Annotated in this window: 17 protein-coding genes; 13 read left to right on the plus strand and 4 right to left on the minus strand. The window is 49.5% G+C overall.

From position 1 onward, the window contains the following. Positions 1-9: 9 nt before the first annotated feature. The 3 genes from ACOZB4_RS17385 to ACOZB4_RS17395 all read left to right on the plus strand — a co-directional run bounded on the left by ACOZB4_RS17385 (position 10) and on the right by ACOZB4_RS17395 (position 4265). Positions 10-1353 carry an ABC transporter substrate-binding protein gene (locus tag ACOZB4_RS17385; protein WP_379406719.1) on the plus strand — a complete coding sequence of 448 codons (1344 nt, stop codon included), beginning with the start codon at positions 10-12 and terminating at the stop codon, positions 1351-1353. A gap of 24 nt (positions 1354-1377) precedes the next feature. After that, the gene (locus ACOZB4_RS17390; protein ID WP_379406720.1) at positions 1378-2976 is read left to right on the plus strand and encodes a response regulator; all 1599 of its coding nucleotides are present in this window, start codon (positions 1378-1380) and stop codon (positions 2974-2976) included. A gap of 317 nt (positions 2977-3293) precedes the next feature. Next, positions 3294-4265 (plus strand): ring-cleaving dioxygenase, encoded by a 972-nt coding sequence (locus tag ACOZB4_RS17395; RefSeq protein WP_379406721.1) that lies wholly within the window; start codon positions 3294-3296, stop codon positions 4263-4265. Between the two features lie 229 nt (positions 4266-4494). Here the strand turns inward: ACOZB4_RS17395 and ACOZB4_RS17400 are convergent, their stop codons facing one another. After that, on the minus strand, positions 4495-5448 hold the full coding sequence (locus ACOZB4_RS17400) for a helix-turn-helix transcriptional regulator (protein ID WP_379406722.1): 954 nt from the start codon (positions 5446-5448) through the stop codon (positions 4495-4497). A 130-nt stretch (positions 5449-5578) separates the two neighbouring features. Between ACOZB4_RS17400 and ACOZB4_RS17405 the strand changes: the two genes are divergently transcribed. Further along, positions 5579-6472: an SDR family oxidoreductase gene (locus tag ACOZB4_RS17405; protein WP_379406723.1), complete on the plus strand. Its 894-nt coding sequence runs from the start codon at positions 5579-5581 to the stop codon at positions 6470-6472. Positions 6473-6657: 185 nt separating this feature from the next. Here ACOZB4_RS17405 and ACOZB4_RS17410 read toward each other — a convergent pair whose 3' ends face one another. Continuing rightward, positions 6658-6915 (minus strand): GlsB/YeaQ/YmgE family stress response membrane protein, encoded by a 258-nt coding sequence (locus ACOZB4_RS17410; RefSeq protein ID WP_076325633.1) that lies wholly within the window; start codon positions 6913-6915, stop codon positions 6658-6660. 196 nt (positions 6916-7111) lie between these two features. On the opposite strand from ACOZB4_RS17410, the gene ACOZB4_RS17415 reads away from it, so the two are divergent. The 7 genes from ACOZB4_RS17415 (at position 7112) to ACOZB4_RS17445 (ending at position 15110) form a co-directional block, all read left to right on the plus strand. Further along, a complete protein-coding gene (locus ACOZB4_RS17415) occupies positions 7112-7846 on the plus strand; it encodes an acyl-[acyl-carrier-protein] thioesterase (RefSeq protein ID WP_379406854.1) in 735 nt (244 codons plus the stop codon). Between the two features lie 62 nt (positions 7847-7908). Next, on the plus strand, positions 7909-8601 hold the full coding sequence (locus ACOZB4_RS17420) for a response regulator transcription factor (RefSeq protein WP_076325631.1): 693 nt from the start codon (positions 7909-7911) through the stop codon (positions 8599-8601). Between the two features lie 9 nt (positions 8602-8610). Beyond that, the gene (locus ACOZB4_RS17425) at positions 8611-9597 is read left to right on the plus strand and encodes a sensor histidine kinase (RefSeq protein WP_379406724.1); all 987 of its coding nucleotides are present in this window, start codon (positions 8611-8613) and stop codon (positions 9595-9597) included. A gap of 448 nt (positions 9598-10045) precedes the next feature. Further along, entirely contained in the window at positions 10046-10816 is a 771-nt protein-coding gene (locus ACOZB4_RS17430; protein WP_053489936.1) for an ABC transporter ATP-binding protein, read from the plus strand. After that, the gene (locus tag ACOZB4_RS17435) at positions 10791-12719 is read left to right on the plus strand and encodes an FtsX-like permease family protein (RefSeq protein ID WP_379406725.1); all 1929 of its coding nucleotides are present in this window, start codon (positions 10791-10793) and stop codon (positions 12717-12719) included. The genes ACOZB4_RS17430 and ACOZB4_RS17435 overlap by 26 nt, the downstream gene beginning before the upstream one ends. An 87-nt stretch (positions 12720-12806) precedes the next feature. Further along, positions 12807-13622, plus strand: coding sequence for an MBL fold metallo-hydrolase (locus ACOZB4_RS17440; RefSeq protein ID WP_379406726.1), 816 nt, complete (start codon positions 12807-12809; stop codon positions 13620-13622). A 552-nt stretch (positions 13623-14174) separates the two neighbouring features. After that, positions 14175-15110 carry an NAD(P)/FAD-dependent oxidoreductase gene (locus ACOZB4_RS17445; protein WP_379406727.1) on the plus strand — a complete coding sequence of 312 codons (936 nt, stop codon included), beginning with the start codon at positions 14175-14177 and terminating at the stop codon, positions 15108-15110. A 266-nt stretch (positions 15111-15376) separates the two neighbouring features. Here the strand turns inward: ACOZB4_RS17445 and ACOZB4_RS17450 are convergent, their stop codons facing one another. Beyond that, complete coding sequence (locus tag ACOZB4_RS17450) at positions 15377-15832, minus strand: hypothetical protein (protein ID WP_144023514.1); 456 nt, start codon at positions 15830-15832, stop codon at positions 15377-15379. A 255-nt stretch (positions 15833-16087) separates the two neighbouring features. Then, on the minus strand, positions 16088-16312 hold the full coding sequence (locus ACOZB4_RS17455) for a hypothetical protein (RefSeq protein WP_379406728.1): 225 nt from the start codon (positions 16310-16312) through the stop codon (positions 16088-16090). A gap of 196 nt (positions 16313-16508) precedes the next feature. On the opposite strand from ACOZB4_RS17455, the gene ACOZB4_RS17460 reads away from it, so the two are divergent. Both ACOZB4_RS17460 and ACOZB4_RS17465 read left to right on the plus strand, forming a co-directional pair. Beyond that, positions 16509-17525, plus strand: a complete 1017-nt coding sequence (locus ACOZB4_RS17460) for a zinc-dependent alcohol dehydrogenase family protein (protein ID WP_379406729.1) — start codon at positions 16509-16511, stop codon at positions 17523-17525. A 283-nt stretch (positions 17526-17808) separates the two neighbouring features. Beyond that, a complete protein-coding gene (locus ACOZB4_RS17465) occupies positions 17809-18492 on the plus strand; it encodes a sigma-70 family RNA polymerase sigma factor (RefSeq protein ID WP_379406730.1) in 684 nt (227 codons plus the stop codon). Positions 18493-18501: the final 9 nt, after the last annotated feature.

Genomic DNA, 18501 nt, shown 5'->3' on the forward strand with positions numbered 1-18501 from the left:
TGCTGCAGCGTGAGGTGGTTTTGGAATTGGGGCTGGATTGTCGGATATGCCGCGCTGCTAACGCTGTCTGTCGCGTGGGTTACGGTGCAGAGTCAAGGACCGGCCCAGGAGGAACAGCCGGAGAAAATTACGCTGACGTTCCGGCATTTCTGGAACAAGGAGCATGACAAACCGGTGCTGGCCATATTCGAGAGTATTGTCCGCACGTATGAGAAAGCGCATCCCAATGTAAAGGTGAACTTTGAGAGCATCGATCAGACGATTCATCGGGAGCAAAAGCTGAAAAGCGAGATGGTCACGGGTACGCCGCCGGATATGTTTGTCCTGTTCGGAGGAGCCGAGATTATGCCGTATGCCAGATCCAACCGGCTGATGGATTTAACGGATTTTTTGCAGGATACCGGTCTGAAGGAGCAATTCAAGGATCTCCACCATTGGACCTTCGACAATCGGATCTACGGCCTGCCCTTTGAGGGGCACGCGGAGCCGATCTATTATAACCGGGCTTTATTCCGGAAGCTGAATCTGGAGCCTCCGAAGACGCTGGCAGAGCTGAATGAGGTGATTCGTAAGCTTCGCGAGAACGATATCATTCCCTTTGCGCTTGGGAATGAAGACCGCTGGCCGGCAGGGATTTTTGCGCATTATTTCATGGATCGATACGCGGGGCCGGAGCTGATTGACCGGCTGGTTGAAGGAGAGGATCAGGTCAGCTTTGTGCATGAGTCATATTTGGAGGCGTTTGAGCAGCTGGAGTCGTGGATCAACGAAGGGGCGTTCAGTCCGAACGCGAATGATATTTCCACTGAAGAAGCGATAGCCCAGTTCACTGAAGGGAAAGCAGCGATGTATTTGAACGGCAGCTGGGATATTACGCTGTTCCGGAATGAGGATCATCCGGATTTTCAGAACGAGGTAGGCGTCATTCCCTTTCCGTCCCTTCTTCCCGGTGAAGAACGATCCTTGGCAGGCGGATACACCATTGGCATCGGGCTGTCATCGGATATGGATGAGTCGAAGAAGCAAGCGGCTTTGGAGCTGCTGGGCATGTTCTATACCCCAGAGGTGCAGACGCGGCTGGTGTATGAAGGGCTCCGCGTCCCTTCGATGAAAGTTGCCTATGATTCGAAGAAAACCGGGCCGGTGTTTGCTCAGGTCACGGAATTGATGGAGGAATCCACGAGTACCTTTCTGCCATATGACAACAAGCTGTCACCTGAGGTGAACCGTTTATTCCTCAAAGTGATCGAGGATATGATTGGAGGACGGACGCAAGCGGCCGGCGCACTGGAACAGATACAGAAGTCCTCGGTGCGCTATTGGCAGCTAAGGCGAAACACGGTGCCGGAGTAACCAAAAGAGACAAGGGGGAACGTCATGGGCGGATCGGATGGAAAATTCAGAGTCATTCTGGTTGATGATGAGCCGATCATTCTGCGCAGTCTAAGGGCAGCCATTCCCTGGGATGAGCTGGATCTGGAAGTCGTAGGGGAGGCCAAGACAGGGGACAGCGCTCTCAAGCTGGCGCGTGAAGTGTCGCCGCATATGATCATCAGCGATATTCGGATGCCGGGAATGGATGGCATTACGCTCATGAAGGAGCTGAAGGCAGATCAGGCACGGCGGATCATTATTTTCATTAGCGGGTACGGAGAGTTCGAATACGCAAGAGAAGCGCTGCGCGAAGGGGCTTTCGATTACTTGCTGAAGCCGATCGATCACGATGAGCTGACGGAAACGATAGCCAAGGCAGCCAGAACCCTGGAGAAGCAGATTGCGGATGACCATATGATGCACTCGATCAAGGTTTTATCGCTGCTGGCCCGGGAGAGGATGCTGACGGAATTTATCGAGGGAAATCGAAGCCCCTTGCAGCATATGCAGTGGCTGGAAGACAGCGAGCTGGAGCATGGATACACGATGGCCGTCATTCAATTGGATCATTACTTGCGGCTTAACGAGTTGTGGAGCATGGATGAGAAGCGCCTGTGGCTCTTTGCGGTACGGAACGTCCTCGAGGAATGGTCTTTGCAGCATGGCGGACTGACGGTATTCCCTTTCCGCAGCGGTGAATGGGTGCTGCTGTTTCCGAACCTGACGAAAGAGCGACAGGAGGATATTGGCAGGGATCTGGTGCAATTGATCAAGCGGAATACGAAGCTATCCTGCTCGGTCGGCTTCAGCCCCAGCATGGCCGGGATTGACCGCTTGGGAACGGCTTACGAGACGGCCGTCCGCGCCTTATACCAGCGGTTCTATTCCGGGGAAGAGGGGGTGTTCCTCGGGACTCCCGATTCCATTATGGAAACGGCCAGCGAAGCAAAGTATCCGAAGCATCTCGAGTCGCTCATGGTGGAAAGCATCCGCACGCTTCACAAGGAACGGCTGCTGGAACTTTTTGATGAGACCAAGGCTTACATCGAGGAGCATGCCTTTAGTCGGGAGATGACCGAGCGGGTGCTGCTGGAGATGAGCGTTGTGCTGTATCGGCAGTTTGAGCATATGAAGGTGCTGTTTGAGTGGTCGCTGGAGGAACTGCTGCAGGAGCTTCATGCTTCCGGCACCCTTCAGCAGCTGATGGATGTCATCAAGAGCCATTTCAGCAAGTGGATTGCCGAGAGCCGGTCCGGGCAGGCCAAGGACAATGTCCAGGCCGTTATGGGTAAGGCCAAGGATTATATCGCGGAAAATTATCAGAAGGATCTCAGCATTGAAGAGGTTTCGGAGCTGGCGGATTTGAGCATCAGCCATTTCTGCACCCTGTTTAAGGCAACAACGGGATATACGTTTCTGGAGTACTTGACGGAATGCCGGATCGAGAAGGCCAAAAGCATTTTGCTGAATACGGATGTGAAGGTATACCAGGTAGCGCCGCTGGTAGGGTATCAGGACCCTCGATATTTCACGCAAGTATTCAAGAAAATAACAGGGAAAACGCCCTCCGAGTATCGCGAAGAGGCGATATCCAATACATAAAGAGGCGATGATTCGTTCGTGGTGTTACTGGGCCAATCATGTGAGGATAGCCTTCAGCATAGCAGGGAATGAATAACAGATCTATTTTTTCCGGGTTTGATCAGGGAAAAAGGAGTTCTGTTATTTTTATTTTAAATATCTTAATATTAAGACTTGACGATTCCTGAGTTAAATACTAAACTGAGATTAAGCGCCAGATGTACACGATAAGTTGAAGAAGCAAGGGTGAAGGTGCTTTTTGATTAAGGTGCTTTTTGAATAAGGAGATAGTGTTTTGTTAATGAAGAATAAATCAAATATAGATGGAGGTTGAAGTCATGAAGTTTAAAGGAATTCATCACGTATCGGCGTTAACGGCTGCGGCTTCGCGGAACTTCGAATTTTATACGAAGGTTCTTGGCATGCGGCTGGTCAAGAAAACGGTGAACCAGGACGATGTATCGGTATACCATCTGTTTTATGGCGATGAAAAAGGAAACCCTGGGACGGAGCTGACCTTCTTCGAAATTCCGATGGCAGGCCGGACCCGCGAGGGAAACAACAGCATCTCGGCAACATCCCTCCGCGTACCTAGTGACCGCGCTTTGGAATATTGGACCCAGCGGCTGGATGAACATGGGGTAGAACGCGAGGAGATCAAGGAACGTGCCGGCCGATTGACGCTTCTCTTCAGAGATTTCGAGGGCCAGCGCATCATTCTGGTCTCGGATGAACATAATGAGGGAGTTCCTGGGGGCATCCCTTGGGAAAAGGGACCGGTTCCTGCGGAATACGCTATCATCGGATTAGGTCCGGTGCAGCTGACTGTACCTAATCCAGTACAGACCGTGAAGGTATTGACGGAGCTGATGGGCTTCCGTTACAAAGGTCAGTATGCCTCGCCAGTAGATGGGCAGGCGGACATCCTTGTTTTTGAAACAGGAGAAGGCGGCACGGGAGCGGAAGTGCACGTTGAAGAAAGAACGGACCTTCCGCAGGAGCGGCTTGGTCGGGGCGGCGTTCATCACGTTGCATTCCGCGTAGAGGACGAGGAGGAGCTCCGAGCATGGATCAACCGGATTGGCGATGTAGGATTTTCGAATTCGGGGTTTGTTGATCGTTTCTACTTCCGTTCCTTGTATTTCAGAGAGCCTAACGGTATTTTGTTCGAGGTGGCTACTGATGGCCCGGGTTTTGACACGGATGAGCATATCGATCATCTCGGCGAATCCCTTGCGCTGCCACCGTTCCTTGAGGAGAAGCGGGAACAGATTGAAGCCAACCTAAAGCCTCTCCATACCATTCAATAATGAGGGCGCATATATGCGCAGCAAAAAGCACCGGGCAAGCCTCCCTTTTGAGGCATTTGCCTGATGCTTTTTTAGATAGCAGAAAGAAAGTATGTCGTTAGGCGTTTTACTTATAGATATCAGAAAGTATAAACTTTAAGCTTGTGACCTCCTGATATCGCAAGAAAAACTTCATCTAACTGCGGTCTGGCATCTGTGAAGGTACGTCGATAGGCGTTTTTCTTATGATCTATTCATATAGCCGTGAAATGGCTTTTGCGGCTGTGCTGACATGCTCACGCAGCTCCTGCGGGGCCATCACCTCGATTTCCGCTCCGCAGCTTAGAAGAAATGCTGAGGCCGATTCTAAGGTGTTGAATTCCAAATCGGCTGCTATCCATCCGTCGTGCTGGCTTTCCATGTCGCATCGGATTATTTTTACGTATCGCTCGCGCTCAAAGCGCTTGATCAGAGAGACGGTCATTCGAACCTGTGCCGGATACTGCGGAAGATTCTGCATGAACCGTGCCAGCGACTCCTCCCAATACTCGGATAGATTAAAATCGGCCGGGCGCTCGAAGGTATCCTCGGACATGACGGCATCCACGATTCTCGATACACGGTAGGTTCGCATATCGCCTTCGGATTCCGCGACCACATACCAGGTGCTGCGTTTGGCAACTAGGCCGAGCGGATGAATGATTCTTTCGACCCGCTCCTCTCCCTTCATATATTGAATACGGGTGATACGATCCAGCCATAGTGCCTCCTGAAGCACGGTAAGATACGGATGCGATTCACGGTAGGAGTGCCAGCCTGCGCCATCAATATGGATTTTCTCCCGAATGATTTCGGCGTCCTGCCGAATGGAGCGGGGGGAAGAGGCCAATAATTTCTGATAAGCCGCATCAAACTGTTTGCGGATTCCTAAATCTCCGACGAGCGGACTATGACTGGAGACCAGCAGGGAGATAAGCTCGTCAGGCGTCATTCCGGTCAGGTTCGTTCGATAGCTCTCCTCCAGCACCCAACCGCCGAAGGAGCCTCTTTCCGCATAGACGGGAATACCGGCCGAGCTTAGACTTTCCATATCTCGTATGATGGTTCGTTCCGATACCTCGAGCTGCTCCGCTAAATAACGGGTGTTCTTCTTACCTCCGTTCTGGAGCATCAGCATAATGGACAATAGACGATCCGCCCTCAAGTCATGTCACCTCTTTAATATCTGTAGAAGATAATTGTATTGTAGCACGGATATAAGACAAGGGATGTCATATATGACTGATACGATAAGGATGTTGAGAAAATTCAGTATACAGGTAGGAGGTTACGCTATGAATAAGAATGAGCACAAGCCATTACAAGGTAAAGTAGCCGTCGTTGCCGGAGCGACCCGAGGGGCTGGCCGCGCCATTGCGGTGATGCTGGGTACCTCTGGGGCAACGGTGTATTGCACAGGACGGAGCGTACGGGGGCAGATATCGGATATCAAGCGTACCGAGACCATTGATGACACGGCGGATATGGTCACAGCGCGAGGCGGGATCGGCATAGCCGTGCAATGTGACCATACCGTGGAAGAGCAAGTAAAATCATTGTTTGAACGGATTCGCGAGGACCAGCAAGGACGACTGGACATCCTCGTCAATGATATATGGGGAGGCGAGAACCTCACGCACTGGAACATCCCGTTCTGGGAACAGTTTCTATCCGATGGATTGCTAATGCAGGAGCGAGCTGTCACCACACACATGATCACAAGTTATTACGGTGTTCCGCTGATGGTTGAGAACGGTAGGGGACTGGTTATTGAAGTTACGGATGGATCTACGTATCGGTATCGCGGGAACTTGTATTACAGCCTGGCAAAAATTTCGGCGATTCACCTTGCTGCAGCCATGGCGGAAGAGTTACGTCCATATCAGGTAACCGCTCTGTCCGTTACACCAGGATTTCTGCGTTCCGAACAAATGCTGGATCACTTTGGTGTTACGGAAGAGAATTGGCAGGATGCCGCAGCGCAAGAGCCGCATTTCATAGAGTCGGAGACCCCGTATTTCCTGGGACAGGGCATTGCGGCGCTTGCGGCCGATCCCAATGTTGCCGACAAGAGCGGCAAAGCGCTAACTAGCTGGGATTTATCGGATGAATACGGGTTTAGCGACATCGATGGACGCAGGCCGCATTGGGGCAATTATGCGAAGAAGCAAGGACTTCCTCTTTCTTAAAAAGAAAGGGGAGCATGTAAAACAGGGTGACCTACCGCCATGATAGCGAATAGGTCACCCTGTTTTGTTGTGGATTTTCATTCGTTCATTCGCGAATACCGCTGCGTAATCTGGATCGTGCAGTTGCCGGTGAGTCACACCATGAAATCCAAAAATCCATTTGAATCAAGTTAGGTTCAATCAAGTTAGGAACGGCCGCGTCTCATCGAACCCATGATCAGGCTGACGATAAAGACAAGCACGACGGCACCGATCAGAGCAGGCAGGATGTAGAATCCTCCCATTTCCGGTCCCCAAGACCCGAGCAGAAGTCCACCCAGCCAAGCACCGACAAAACCGGCAATGATGTTACCGATGATACCGCCGGGGATGTCTCTGCCCATAATCAAGCCTGCAATCCAACCAATGATACCACCAACGATTAATGACCAAAGAAAACTCATTGTTTATCACCTCGTATAAGTTATAGTTGTTTGTGCCTTACTATTAACCAAAGACGTGATTTTTAAACCGGATGATGACAAAATCACTTTTTTCCAGCAGACGAAATACGGTGTGATGCTTTGATAAACGCCGGGTATTTGATTATGCTTGAAATAGGGTTAGTCTGAAAATAATAAAGGAGCTGGCATGGGACTTATGGTTGAACAATGGACAGAAGAATATACGATTCAATCGGTTGATGCAGATTTTAAAGGGGATTGCCGTTGGTCATCGCTGCTCAGTATTTTGCAAAGAGCGGCTGACCGGCATATTGAGGCGCTCGGGATCAGTCGCGAGGAGATGATCGAGCGGGGCATGGGTTGGATGCTGATTACGCTGGAGCTTGATATGCGGCGCATGCCAAGGGATATGGAAACCGTATATGTGGACACCTGGAGCCGCGGGGCCAAAGGGGCGCTGTGGCATCGGGATTATCGGATAAAGAACGGCGATGGAGAATTGCTGGGCGAGGGCCGCTCGGTATGGGCGCTGGTGGATATTCATAAACGGAAAATTTTGCGTCCGTCCATGTTTCCATACGAGGTGCCGATCGGTCAGGAAACGGTTGGAGACCTGCCAAGCAAAGCCGTTTTGCCGGAAGGGGTACAGCTGGATGAGGCGTATACCTATACGGTCCGGTACAGCGGAATCGATACGAATGGTCATTTGAATAATGCCCGTTATGCAGATCTGTGCTTTGACGTGTTAGATGAGCAGGAGCTTCGGGAAGGGCAAGTGACCGGCTTCAAGATTACATATCATCACGAGGCCAGACTGAAGGATACGATGCTGATCAAGCGTTCGGTCGAAGAGAACAATCGGGTGTATGTGCAGGGCGCATCGCCGGACGGAATCAACTTTTTTGAAGCGGCTATCGTTAGGGAGTCATAACCATCAGACGAATTCTTTCGGAATGGGAAAGAGCGGCCTGACGCTTCATGGAGGGTGAACGGATGTACAAAATCATGATTGTTGAGGATGACCCGAAGCTGGCGGGGATGCTGCAATCGCATATCGAACGGTACGGAAATGATGGGAAAATCATCGAGGATTTCGATCATGTGCTGGAGCAATTCCACGAGATAAAGCCGCATATCGTTCTGCTCGATGTGAATCTGCCAAGCTTTGACGGATATTATTGGTGTCGCCAGATCAGGTCGGTATCCACCTGTCCGATTATTTTCATATCCGCTCGGAACGGGACGCCCGATCAGTTAAGGGCACTGGAGAACGGAGCGGATGATTATATCACCAAGCCGTTTGCTTACGATATCGTCATCGCCAAAATCCACAGCCAGCTGCGTCGCGTATATGGCGATTATGCAGCAGCATCCGCCGAGCGTACGGTTGAGAAGGACGGGCTGGTCCTGTATCCCGAACGGATGGAGCTGATTCTCGAGGATCGGACATCCTTACTCACGAAAAAAGAAACAATCCTCCTGGAGACGCTGCTGAGCCGGAGCCCCCGGCTGGTCACACGCGAGACGATTCTGGAGAAGCTGTGGGATGATACGTTCGTTGACGATAATACGCTGAGCGTGAATATTAACCGGGTACGAAAACGGCTTGCGGAGTTAGGGATTGAGAATGCGCTGGAAACGATCCGTGGCTCCGGGTATCGGCTGCACACGGTTTGGAAGAGGTAAGGGAAGGCTATGAAAAAGCTGTTTTGGCGTGAGCAACTGCCCCTGATTTTATTTACGGTCGCCGAGTTGTTCGTCGTGCTGCTCGTATTCTGGTATGACGGTTATGATCATCCGGTGACAGCGGCTTATGCCGTTTTCCTCGGTCTGACCATTCTGGGCGGATACTTGGCATTCCGGTACTTCACGCACCGGGATTTCTACGAGCGGCTGTCACAGCCCATCAGGTCGCTGGAGGAATCGATCAAGCATAATGAATCGGCCCCGCTGCCTACGGCCCTTAGCGAGCTGATGGAAGAGCAATACCGTCAATACCGAACGGTCATGGAAGAATGGGAGCGCCGGCGGAAAGAGCATATGATCTTCATGAATCAATGGGTGCATCAGATGAAAACGCCGCTGTCCGTCATTGAGATGATCATGCAAGAGGATGATAACGACTCCTTCAAGAGTATATCCGAAGAGTCAGACCGGATTCGGCGCGGGCTGGAGATGGTGCTCTACATGTCCAGGCTCGAAACCTTTGAGCAGGATTTCAGTGTGGAGCCCGTGAAGCTGCATCAGGCGGCAGTCGATGCAGTCCACGAGAATAAGCGTTATTTTATTCACAGTCATGTGTATCCGGAAGTCCGGATTGATTCGGATCTCACCGTCCAGACGGATGCCAAGTGGCTTCGGTTCATCCTGCTGCAGCTGCTGTCCAACGCCATCAAATATTCCGCCGGTACCGGACTTAAGGTGACGATCCAAGCCCACCGGAGCGAGGATCACCGCCATGTCGTGCTGGAGATCACGGACCGGGGGATGGGCATACCCAAATCCGATATGAAGCGGGTGTTCGACCCGTTTTATACCGGGGAAAACGGACGCAAACTGAAGGAATCCACCGGCATGGGCTTGTATCTCGTTAGGGAGGTCGTCCATAAAATGAACCACCAAATCGAGCTGGAATCCGAGCCGGGGAGAGGAACGACCGTGAGGTTGATTTTCTCGGGGTGAGACTCGGGACAAGTAGTCCTGTTAGCGTCTGACTGGTGATGGCTTTATGATAGCACCTTATCTCGGATAAACGATGGTTATTGAAATCATCATGAAACCCTGAGATAAGGTTCTTTCTTTTGTTTTAAATAATGAGTAGGTATCGGCACGCGCAAGCGAAAGAGGACGAAACGATTCCGAAGAAGCGAAGCGGTCGGCTTTGCACCCGAATTTTCACCACAGTGAATTCGTTCAGAAAATTTGGGGGCAACAGCGATCGTAGGAACGTTACCTAATCGGAGCGGTCTTGAGAAGCGCATAAGTGACGTTTTTGGTGCTCTTTTACTTTTAGTAAATATGAATCTTACACCGATGTAAGATTGGTGAAAGAGTGATCGATAGGAGAAGCTCCGGGGATGCTATACACTAACCTTACAAGATATGAGATAACGAAGGTGAGGTTTACAAGATGGAAATACTAAACGTGCGCAATCTGGGCAAAGTCTACAAGGCCGCGGTGTCCCACGAGGCGCTTTCCAATATCAATTTGAGCATCAACGAAGGGGAATTCGTTGGCATTATGGGACCATCCGGCAGCGGAAAAACAACGCTGCTCAACATGATCTCCACCATCGACCGTCCCACATCCGGAGAGATCCACATTGGCGGGGAAGATCCGTTCCGTTTATCCCAGGATAAACTCGCGATGTTTCGCCGCCGTGAGCTCGGGTTTGTCTTTCAGTCCTTCAACCTGCTGAATACGCTGACGGTGAAGGAGAACATCCTGCTGCCATTGGCACTGGATGGCGTGGATTTGGATGAGATGAACCGCAGGGTGGGCATATTGGCCGAGAAGCTAGGCATTACATCGATACTGAATAAGCGGACTTATGAAATCTCGGGGGGACAGGCGCAGCGGACGGCCGTTGCACGGGCGATGATCCATGTACCGAAGCTGGTCTTGGCAGATGAACCGACGGGGAACCTGGACTCCAAATCGGCGCGCGACGTCATGGAGATGATGGACCGGAGAAACAAAGAAGACAAAGTGACGATGCTGCTGGTCACCCATGATCCGGTTGCCGCAAGCTACTGCAATCGGGTGGTGTTTATCAAGGACGGTCAATTGTACAACGAAATCACGTACGGTGAGAGCCAGTCGGCCTTTTATCAAAAAATCATCAATGTGTTATCGCTGCTGGGAGGTTCGGGACATGAATTTTCGCCAGTTCGCCATTAACAATGTCCTGCGCAGCAAGCGGACATATATCGCCCATTTTCTGAGCAGTGCCTTCTCGGTCATGATTTTCTTTACCTACGGGTTGCTCTCGTTTCACCCGCAGCTGAAGGACGGCCTGGTCTCCTCCAGCGATACCATGTCCTTTTTGGGTACGATGGGCATGACAGTATCCCAGTACATTGTGTTTGTCTTTTCGTTCTTTTTCCTTCTGTATTCGGTGGGAGCCTTTATCAAAGTCCGAAAGAAGGAATTCGGTATTCTCCTGATTCTCGGGATGTCTCGCAAGCAGCTGAACCGGATGCTGTTTATCGAAAATATACTGATTGGCGTTGCGGCAATCGTAGCCGGGATCGGGACAGGTGTGCTGTTCTCGAAGCTGATTCTGTTAATCAGTGCGAAACTGCTGGCCGTGGAGAACGGACTTCCGTTTTATGTTCCGCTCAAAGCGCTGATCATCACGGCAGCGGCTTATGCCGTCCTGTTCCTGCTGATTGCCCTGTGCTCGTCGTTCATGCTGCGGAAGGGTACACTGCTTGCGCTCGTGAAAGCGGAGGAAAGTCCCAAACCGCAGCCGAAGGCATCACCTTGGTTGGCCGTGCTGGCTGTTCTGTTGATTGGTGCCGGATACGGCATGGTTATGGCTTTTGCGATTCTCCAAATCTTTAATTTTATTCTGCTGTTTGGAGGGGTTGTACTCGTTATCATGGGTACGTATTTTCTCTTCACCCAATTCAGCGTTTATTTTATGCGGTATTTGCAGAAGAAGGAGAGATTTTTCTTCCGTCGAACCAATCTGCTGACGGTATCGGAGCTGCTGTACAGAATCAAGGACAATGCGGTGATGTTCTTCCTCGTTTCGGTCATTTCGGCATCTGCCTTTACAGGGATCGGGACTACGCTCGCGATCGGGGATCCGGGACTGTCGGCCATGGAGAACCCTTATGCCTATACGTATTCGATGTATGAAGAGGATGCGGACAAAGGGAATCGACATCTGGATATCATCAAGGAGGAGCTTAAAAAGGGCGGATTCGATTACAAGGAAGCGGAGGTTACCCCGATTTTCTCGGATAACGGGGTGAAGCTGATTAAGCTGAGCGAATATAACAGTCTCATTCAGTCGCTGGGTTACCCAGCAGAAACATTGAGCGATCTTGAAGGGATCTTGACTCCGGGAACGGTCTCGGAGAAGAACAGCTACCGAATCGATGGTCCCTTGAATGATCAGTTCGAAGTATTAATCGGCAAGAAATCGGAAACCGTAAAAGTGCTCAAAGCTGAAACGTTCATTGCTGTACCGGCAACCTACGGCGAGACGCTGGTCGTATCCGACCGTTTGTACGAGGATGCGTTCCAGGCACAACAGGATCAGGAGTACGGTTATGCGGCATACCATACGTATTACGTACAGGATTGGAAGAATACAGGGGATGTGTCTAGAGCGATTTTGGATCGTCTCAACGAGAATGAAGACTACAGCTATTATCTAAAATCATTGTACTTGGAGTGGAAAAGCGCCCAGCAGCAAAACGGCATTCTGCTTATGGTTAGCGGCCTGGTCGGCATTGTCTTCTTCACCTTCGCGGCAAGCTTTGTTTATTTCCGACTGTATGCGGATCTTGCTCGGGACGAACAGCAGTATCGCATGATTGCTAAGGTCGGCCTTAGTAAAAAGGAGCTTGGCACAATCATTACCAAGCAGCTTGTCATTATGTTCTTTCTGCCGATGCTAATCGCACTCATTCATAGCGGCGTTGCCTTCATAGCCCTGCAGCAGCTGGTAGACTTCTCGATTGTAGGGCACAGTTTGAAGATCTTTATCTTCTTCCTGAGCATCCAGGTCATTTATTTCTTTATCACTCGCTGGCGTTATCTGGATCGTCTTAACAAAATCATTCAGTAAAAAATCGCCATTTCTTCGTTGAAAAGTGCCAAAACGGGTATCTTATTACAAGAAGCACTTACAACGAGAAGTGGGGGCGATTCCATAATGAATGATCACAGCATGTTAAAGACGGGTGCCGTAGAGACTGAAGAGATTACACCGGATATTCTATCTTTGCGTACTGTAATGGTGAACGTCCAGATGATCGGTACGCCTGGAACGGGAGATTGGGTACTGATTGATACGGGACTCGGAAATTTTGAAGGCTCCATTGTAGAAGAAGCGGAGAAAAGATTCGGAAAGCCGCCGGTTTGCATCGTGCTTACGCACGGCCATTTTGACCATGTCGGGAATGTGAAGGCATTGGCGGACCGCTGGAGCGTACCTGTCTACGCTCATCCGAGCGAACTGGCGTTTCTTACGGGAAAAGAAGACTATCCACCAGGAGATTCAAGCGTAGGCGGAGGATTGATGGCCCGCGTTGCTCCGATGTATCCGAACAAAGCCATCGATCTGGGCTCCAGGATACAACCTCTGCCGGAGGACGGCAGCGTGCCGGGTCTTCCTGAATTCAAATGGCTGCCGACACCGGGCCATAGCCCCGGCCACATCTCTCTGTTCCGCGAACGGGACCGAGTCCTCGTAGCGGGAGACGCGGTGATTACGGTGAAGCAAGAGTCGGCGCTAGCCGTCATCGGGCAGGAGAAGGAGCTGCATGGTCCGCCGATGTATTTTACGCCGGATTGGGATCTCGCGCGGGAATCGGTTCGCCGCCTGGCAAGCCTGAATCCCGAGGTTCTGATCACGGGACACGGGGTTTCGATGCGGGGTGAGGAGCTTACGGCTTCACTTGCACGGCTGGCCCGGGACTTTGATCGTTTGGCCGTTCCCGAGCAAGGCCGATATGTGGATAAGGAATGAATTGAATGAGAACGGATCTAATTATCCGTTTCATGATATGAACGATTTATAAGCTAAACGAGACACCGTGAGGGCGATGACCTTGCGGTGTTTTTTAATATGAGGCAGATTGTAATATGAAGTGTCTATATTAACTTGATACACATTAAATGAGTCCATATTATATGAACTATTTTATTCAGCCACGGATACATGTCTTCCACTCCATCTTTAATGAATTCTGAGATGTTTACTGAGTTTTGCTCAGTTAGTAATCTCCCATTCATAATATCTGCCTTTATTCTCTCTGAAATTGTTGTGGTAACATTCACATCAGGATTAAACGTTTGCCATGTGTATCCCGTATTTCTATTATTGCGGTAAGTGTTATTTTCATGAACGATGTTAGCTCCGCTCCCATACACTCTAAAGTTATCCGTCGTTTGCCTGACGCTACCCCTTAAAGAAAAACATTCTTGACAGCTTTCATTATTTACAGTTATTATAGACCTATAATATCCATTATATAATCGTACTCATTTCACTAATAGATCGTTATAAGGAGGAAAGAACATGATGAATCGCAATACTTCAGAAGACCATGATGATATCTTCGATGTGGCGGTGGTAGGGGCAGGAGCTGCAGGGCTAAGTGCAGCACTGTTTCTCACTCGAGCTCGTCGCCGAACAGTCATTTATGACGGAGGACCCGTTCGTAATTCAATGATCTCTAAGATTCATGAATACCTTGGGTATGAAGGAAGTACACCGGCCGAATTCCTGGAACGTGGGCGTTCCGAGGTGGTAAGCTACGGCGGAGAAATTCGCAGTGAGACCGTATTGAAGATCGAAGCAAGGCCCGATGGGTTCTTTGATGTCTGGGGCAGCAAGATGAAGATCACGGCTCGGGCCGTAGTGCTGGCCACAGGGCTAGTCGATGTGCTCCCCATGGTGCCTGGCTTAAAAGAGGGGTTGGGCAAGTACGTTCATCTGTGCCCATGCTTCAGCGGATATGAAGTTCGGGACAAACCTTTCGTAGCCTTTGGACTACCGGAGCGCCTTGCCCAGCTTGGAAAGTTCCTGACCGCGTGGTCTTCAGACGTAACGGTCGTAAGCCCACACGAGTTCGACTCCGAAACGCTGACAAGGCTTGATGGATTCGGAGTTAAAACCGTTCAAGACGAGGTGACCGGTCTGGTAACGGAAGGGGACCAACTCGTCTCCATCGCCACAGCGAGCGGCACGGAAGTGCCATGTGAAGCAGTTTTTGTGGCGGCCCCTTTCAAAGCTGCGTCTGAACTGGCTGCCTCTCTCTGTGAAGTAGACGAAGCCGGTTTCGCAGTTACCGATACGTACGGAAGAACGAGCCGACCAGGAGTATGGGCGATCGGGAATGCTACGGATCAGCTTGCCCATCTCGTTCATTCAGCCGCCTCCGGTGCGAATATTGGACCTTGGGTCGTTGACTATTTGCTTGAAACATCCCTGAATCCGAAGAAGAAAGAATAGGCACCGATGACCGAAATTTCTTTTTCGCGCGCCCAGCGCTGACGGTGAATCGGCTGATGGCTGCGTATTTTGGAGACATGGACCACGCATCAATGGTGAAATTAATCGAGTCTCTAACTATGTGAATACAGTGCTGCGACACAAACAAATAAAAAGATAAAAGCATCGCTTAAGCCTCTGTAAAAGCTTGAACGATGCTTTTTCTATATTAGGGTATTGCGAAATCAAATCTATTTCCGATTTTTCCTTTTAAAAACCGTTTTCTATTACCGGAACTCATCCTTGTGTCCGCCAAACTGGAAACCGAATTGACCACTATAACCGCCTAAATGGCCCCCGGCATCGAAGCCAAAACCATGTCCCCCACCAAGATGTGCACCGGTATAACCACCGACACCATATTTTCCACCAAGATATCCACCTGCATGAACTCCCATCCCATGACCACCACCGAGTTGGCCGCCAGCATGAACTCCTACTCCATAGTCACCGCCGAGATGGCTCCCAGCATGAGCTCCTATTCCATGGCCACTCCCGAGATGACCACCGACAAACATACCTGCTCCATAATCACCCCCAAGCTGTCCACCAGCATGAACACCAATGCCATGTTCGAAATGATTGCTATTAGAAGGATAAACGCCATAATATGGTGCAGGATACGGATAATAAGATGGTTGAGGGGATTGACGATATGAGCATAAATATGGGTTAATTATCATTAATAAGCCTCCAATCTGATCGATGATTGTAGCTTATTCAGAACTAATAAAACATGATACTTGACCATTCCAATATAGGAAAAATACAGAATACAGGGTCTGCAAGGGCTTCATATTGTCGAGAATCCCTGTCCTTTTTCACCTCAGCCCAGTAGAATATCGAACGTAGGCTGTGGCTTAGAGGATTTTTTTAGATGTCTACTTGACGGGGGAACTTCATTCAGCGGTAGCCTCTTGTTTATGGTTGTTGAGCTCTTAATCCTGGGCTGGATCCTCATCCATGCCGACGCCTGAATCAAATACACTGTCCTGCGGAACTTTCGTGAGATCTAGCTTTAGCTTCACTTGGTCATTGATATTCCCATACCAGGCCTCAAAAGAGTCATCCAACTGCTCCTCTCGATCACGATCCTCGTTCACATCTGAATCAACTTCGATTTTATTACCTAATACCTCGTAGTCGTCTTTGGGGTGGATCATACTTTACTTCAACTCCTTTGTATACGAATTGAATTAAAATTCCCTATAAAACTAATTTTATACATGGTTTTCTTTTACAGCTTAGGTGAACAAGCTGATAAAACAAAAAGAGGGTGTCCATCGTCATTTTTATGCTAATTACAATTCGACAGCTATTCCATTAATCTAACGGGCTGCAAGGATAATTCAGTAAGGAGTGAGACGCATTAAGGAGTTTATTTCTTTACAGTATAAGAAGTTTGGAAATCCTCTTGAGGTGTTGGAATTAGAACAACGAGTAGACGATATACAACTTCAGCACGACGAAATAGTGGTTCGAATGATTCTTAGTCCAATCAATCCTTCTGACCTAATTCCGATTCGAGGTGCCTATAAACATCGAATTCAGCTGCCAGCAGTACCAGGATATGAAGGGGTTGGTGTTGTTGAAGCTGTTGGTTCATCCGTAACAACATCCCTTTTAGGTAAACGAGTACTGCCTCTACGTGGTGAGGGAACTTGGCAACAGTACGTGAAAACAAAAGCCAATTTTGCAATTCGAGTTCCCGTTGAAATCAATAACGATACAGCAAGCCAAATGTACATTAACCCTATGACAGCGTGGCTTATTTGTACAGAAGAATTGCGGTTAAAGTCTGATGATGTGTTAATTGTAAATGCTTGCGGTTCTGCAATAGGACGTATTTTTGCACAGTTTTCAAAGGTGTTTGGATACAGATTGATTGCGGTGGTAAGAAATGATAGACATACCCAGGAACTGCATTCGCTTGGTGCTTGGGCGGTAATTGACACGTCTAAAGAATTGCTTGTCCATCGAGTTTTGGAATTGACCTGTGGGATGGGGGCAACGGCCGGTATTGATAGCATTGGCGGGCAAGATGGAAACGACCTGATTGAGTGTATCCGTCCAGGTGGCACAGTCTTAAGTATTGGTCTTATGTCAGGAACCCAAATGAATTGGGCTCAGATACACCAAAAACATTCTAATATCAGAGTGAAGCCATATTGGCTTAAAAGATGGATTGAAGGTATCTCCGATGTTCGGTGGCATGAAACTTTTGGTGATGTATTCAAATTGGTGATAGATGGGGAATTGACTATTCAAGCACCAAGAACGCGTTTTAGTCTACGGGAATATGAGAAAGCAATTATAGAAACCCAACAAAGTGGTCACATAGGGAAGGTGATTTTGGAACCATTTTTATTCAACTAACGCGCTAATGGTCTTCGTTCGCATTAAGAGTTATAACCGGCCTCGTAAATGTACTAGGCTGGAAGTTCGCTCACGAAGCCTTCATGGAAGAATTGTCGCACTTTGATTGATAATGCGTCATGACGAATATTCAATATGGAAATGAGGAACGGATTGGTGCGAAAATGAAGGTGATGGCAATCCGGCTTTTTAAAAAAATGATGAGCTGACGTGAACCTGAACACGTTCTGATGCATCTAACATATGTAAGGCCAAGAAAGTGTTGCAGAGGAGGTCTCCCAATGTGAATAAGAAATCAAATATAGAGCACGATGTTCAGCTTGCCAAGCATGGGGATCGGGAAGCCTTTAGCAGACTGATCCACGCTTACGAGCGTAATTTGTACGGCTTAGCCCGTTTGTACCTGAAGCGGGAAGAGGATTGTGCGGATGCTGTACAGGAAGCGATTTATAAATCCTTCGCAGCTATGCCTACCTTAAAGGAGCCTGCTTATTTCAAAACATGGCTGTCCCGTATTCTCATTCATGAATGCCTGCAACTGCTGCGTTCCCAGCAGCGGCTGCGCACGGTTGAACTTGCCAATGGCGGTGCCGATTCACTGCCGTATGAAGCGATCGAACTCAACGAAGCCGTGACTCACCTGGATGATGATTTACGCAAGGTCATTCAGCTTCACTATTACCGGGATATGCCGGTTAGCCGTATCGCCAAGATCGTAGGAATACCGCAAGGAACGGTAAAATCCCGGTTGTACCGAGCCCGCGCCATTTTGGCGGAAAGATTGGATCCCTCCACGGAAAGGAGCGTGAGCCATGACCCGATAGTAGGTAAGGAGTCGAGTCGGGATGACTTTGCTCCTATCCTACAGCCTGGTAGTGTTGTACTTCTGCCAGCCAAATCGATCTGGACGGCTAGGTTTGCCGGGGATTACGATATCATTCACAGATCATGGGGCGTGGCGGTTTAATGGGAACGA

It is taken from the genome of Paenibacillus sp. NPDC058898, assembly GCF_049316025.1.
GTDB lineage: Bacteria > Bacillota > Bacilli > Paenibacillales > Paenibacillaceae > Paenibacillus_AQ.

What these genes read in the sequence shown, in the direction of transcription:
- ACOZB4_RS17390 (WP_379406720.1), top strand. Translation starts at nt 1,378, where the DNA reads ATGGGCGGATCGGATGGAAAATTCAGAGTCATTCTGGTTGATGATGAG.
- ACOZB4_RS17395 (WP_379406721.1), top strand. Translation starts at nt 3,294, where the DNA reads ATGAAGTTTAAAGGAATTCATCACGTATCGGCGTTAACGGCTGCGGCT.
- ACOZB4_RS17405 (WP_379406723.1), top strand. Translation starts at nt 5,579, where the DNA reads ATGAATAAGAATGAGCACAAGCCATTACAAGGTAAAGTAGCCGTCGTT.
- ACOZB4_RS17410 (WP_076325633.1), bottom strand. Translation starts at nt 6,915, where the DNA reads ATGAGTTTTCTTTGGTCATTAATCGTTGGTGGTATCATTGGTTGGATT.
- ACOZB4_RS17415 (WP_379406854.1), top strand. Translation starts at nt 7,112, where the DNA reads ATGGTTGAACAATGGACAGAAGAATATACGATTCAATCGGTTGATGCA.
- ACOZB4_RS17420 (WP_076325631.1), top strand. Translation starts at nt 7,909, where the DNA reads ATGTACAAAATCATGATTGTTGAGGATGACCCGAAGCTGGCGGGGATG.
- ACOZB4_RS17425 (WP_379406724.1), top strand. Translation starts at nt 8,611, where the DNA reads ATGAAAAAGCTGTTTTGGCGTGAGCAACTGCCCCTGATTTTATTTACG.
- ACOZB4_RS17430 (WP_053489936.1), top strand. Translation starts at nt 10,046, where the DNA reads ATGGAAATACTAAACGTGCGCAATCTGGGCAAAGTCTACAAGGCCGCG.
- ACOZB4_RS17435 (WP_379406725.1), top strand. Translation starts at nt 10,791, where the DNA reads ATGAATTTTCGCCAGTTCGCCATTAACAATGTCCTGCGCAGCAAGCGG.
- ACOZB4_RS17440 (WP_379406726.1), top strand. Translation starts at nt 12,807, where the DNA reads ATGAATGATCACAGCATGTTAAAGACGGGTGCCGTAGAGACTGAAGAG.
- ACOZB4_RS17445 (WP_379406727.1), top strand. Translation starts at nt 14,175, where the DNA reads ATGATGAATCGCAATACTTCAGAAGACCATGATGATATCTTCGATGTG.
- ACOZB4_RS17450 (WP_144023514.1), bottom strand. Translation starts at nt 15,832, where the DNA reads ATGATAATTAACCCATATTTATGCTCATATCGTCAATCCCCTCAACCA.
- ACOZB4_RS17455 (WP_379406728.1), bottom strand. Translation starts at nt 16,312, where the DNA reads ATGATCCACCCCAAAGACGACTACGAGGTATTAGGTAATAAAATCGAA.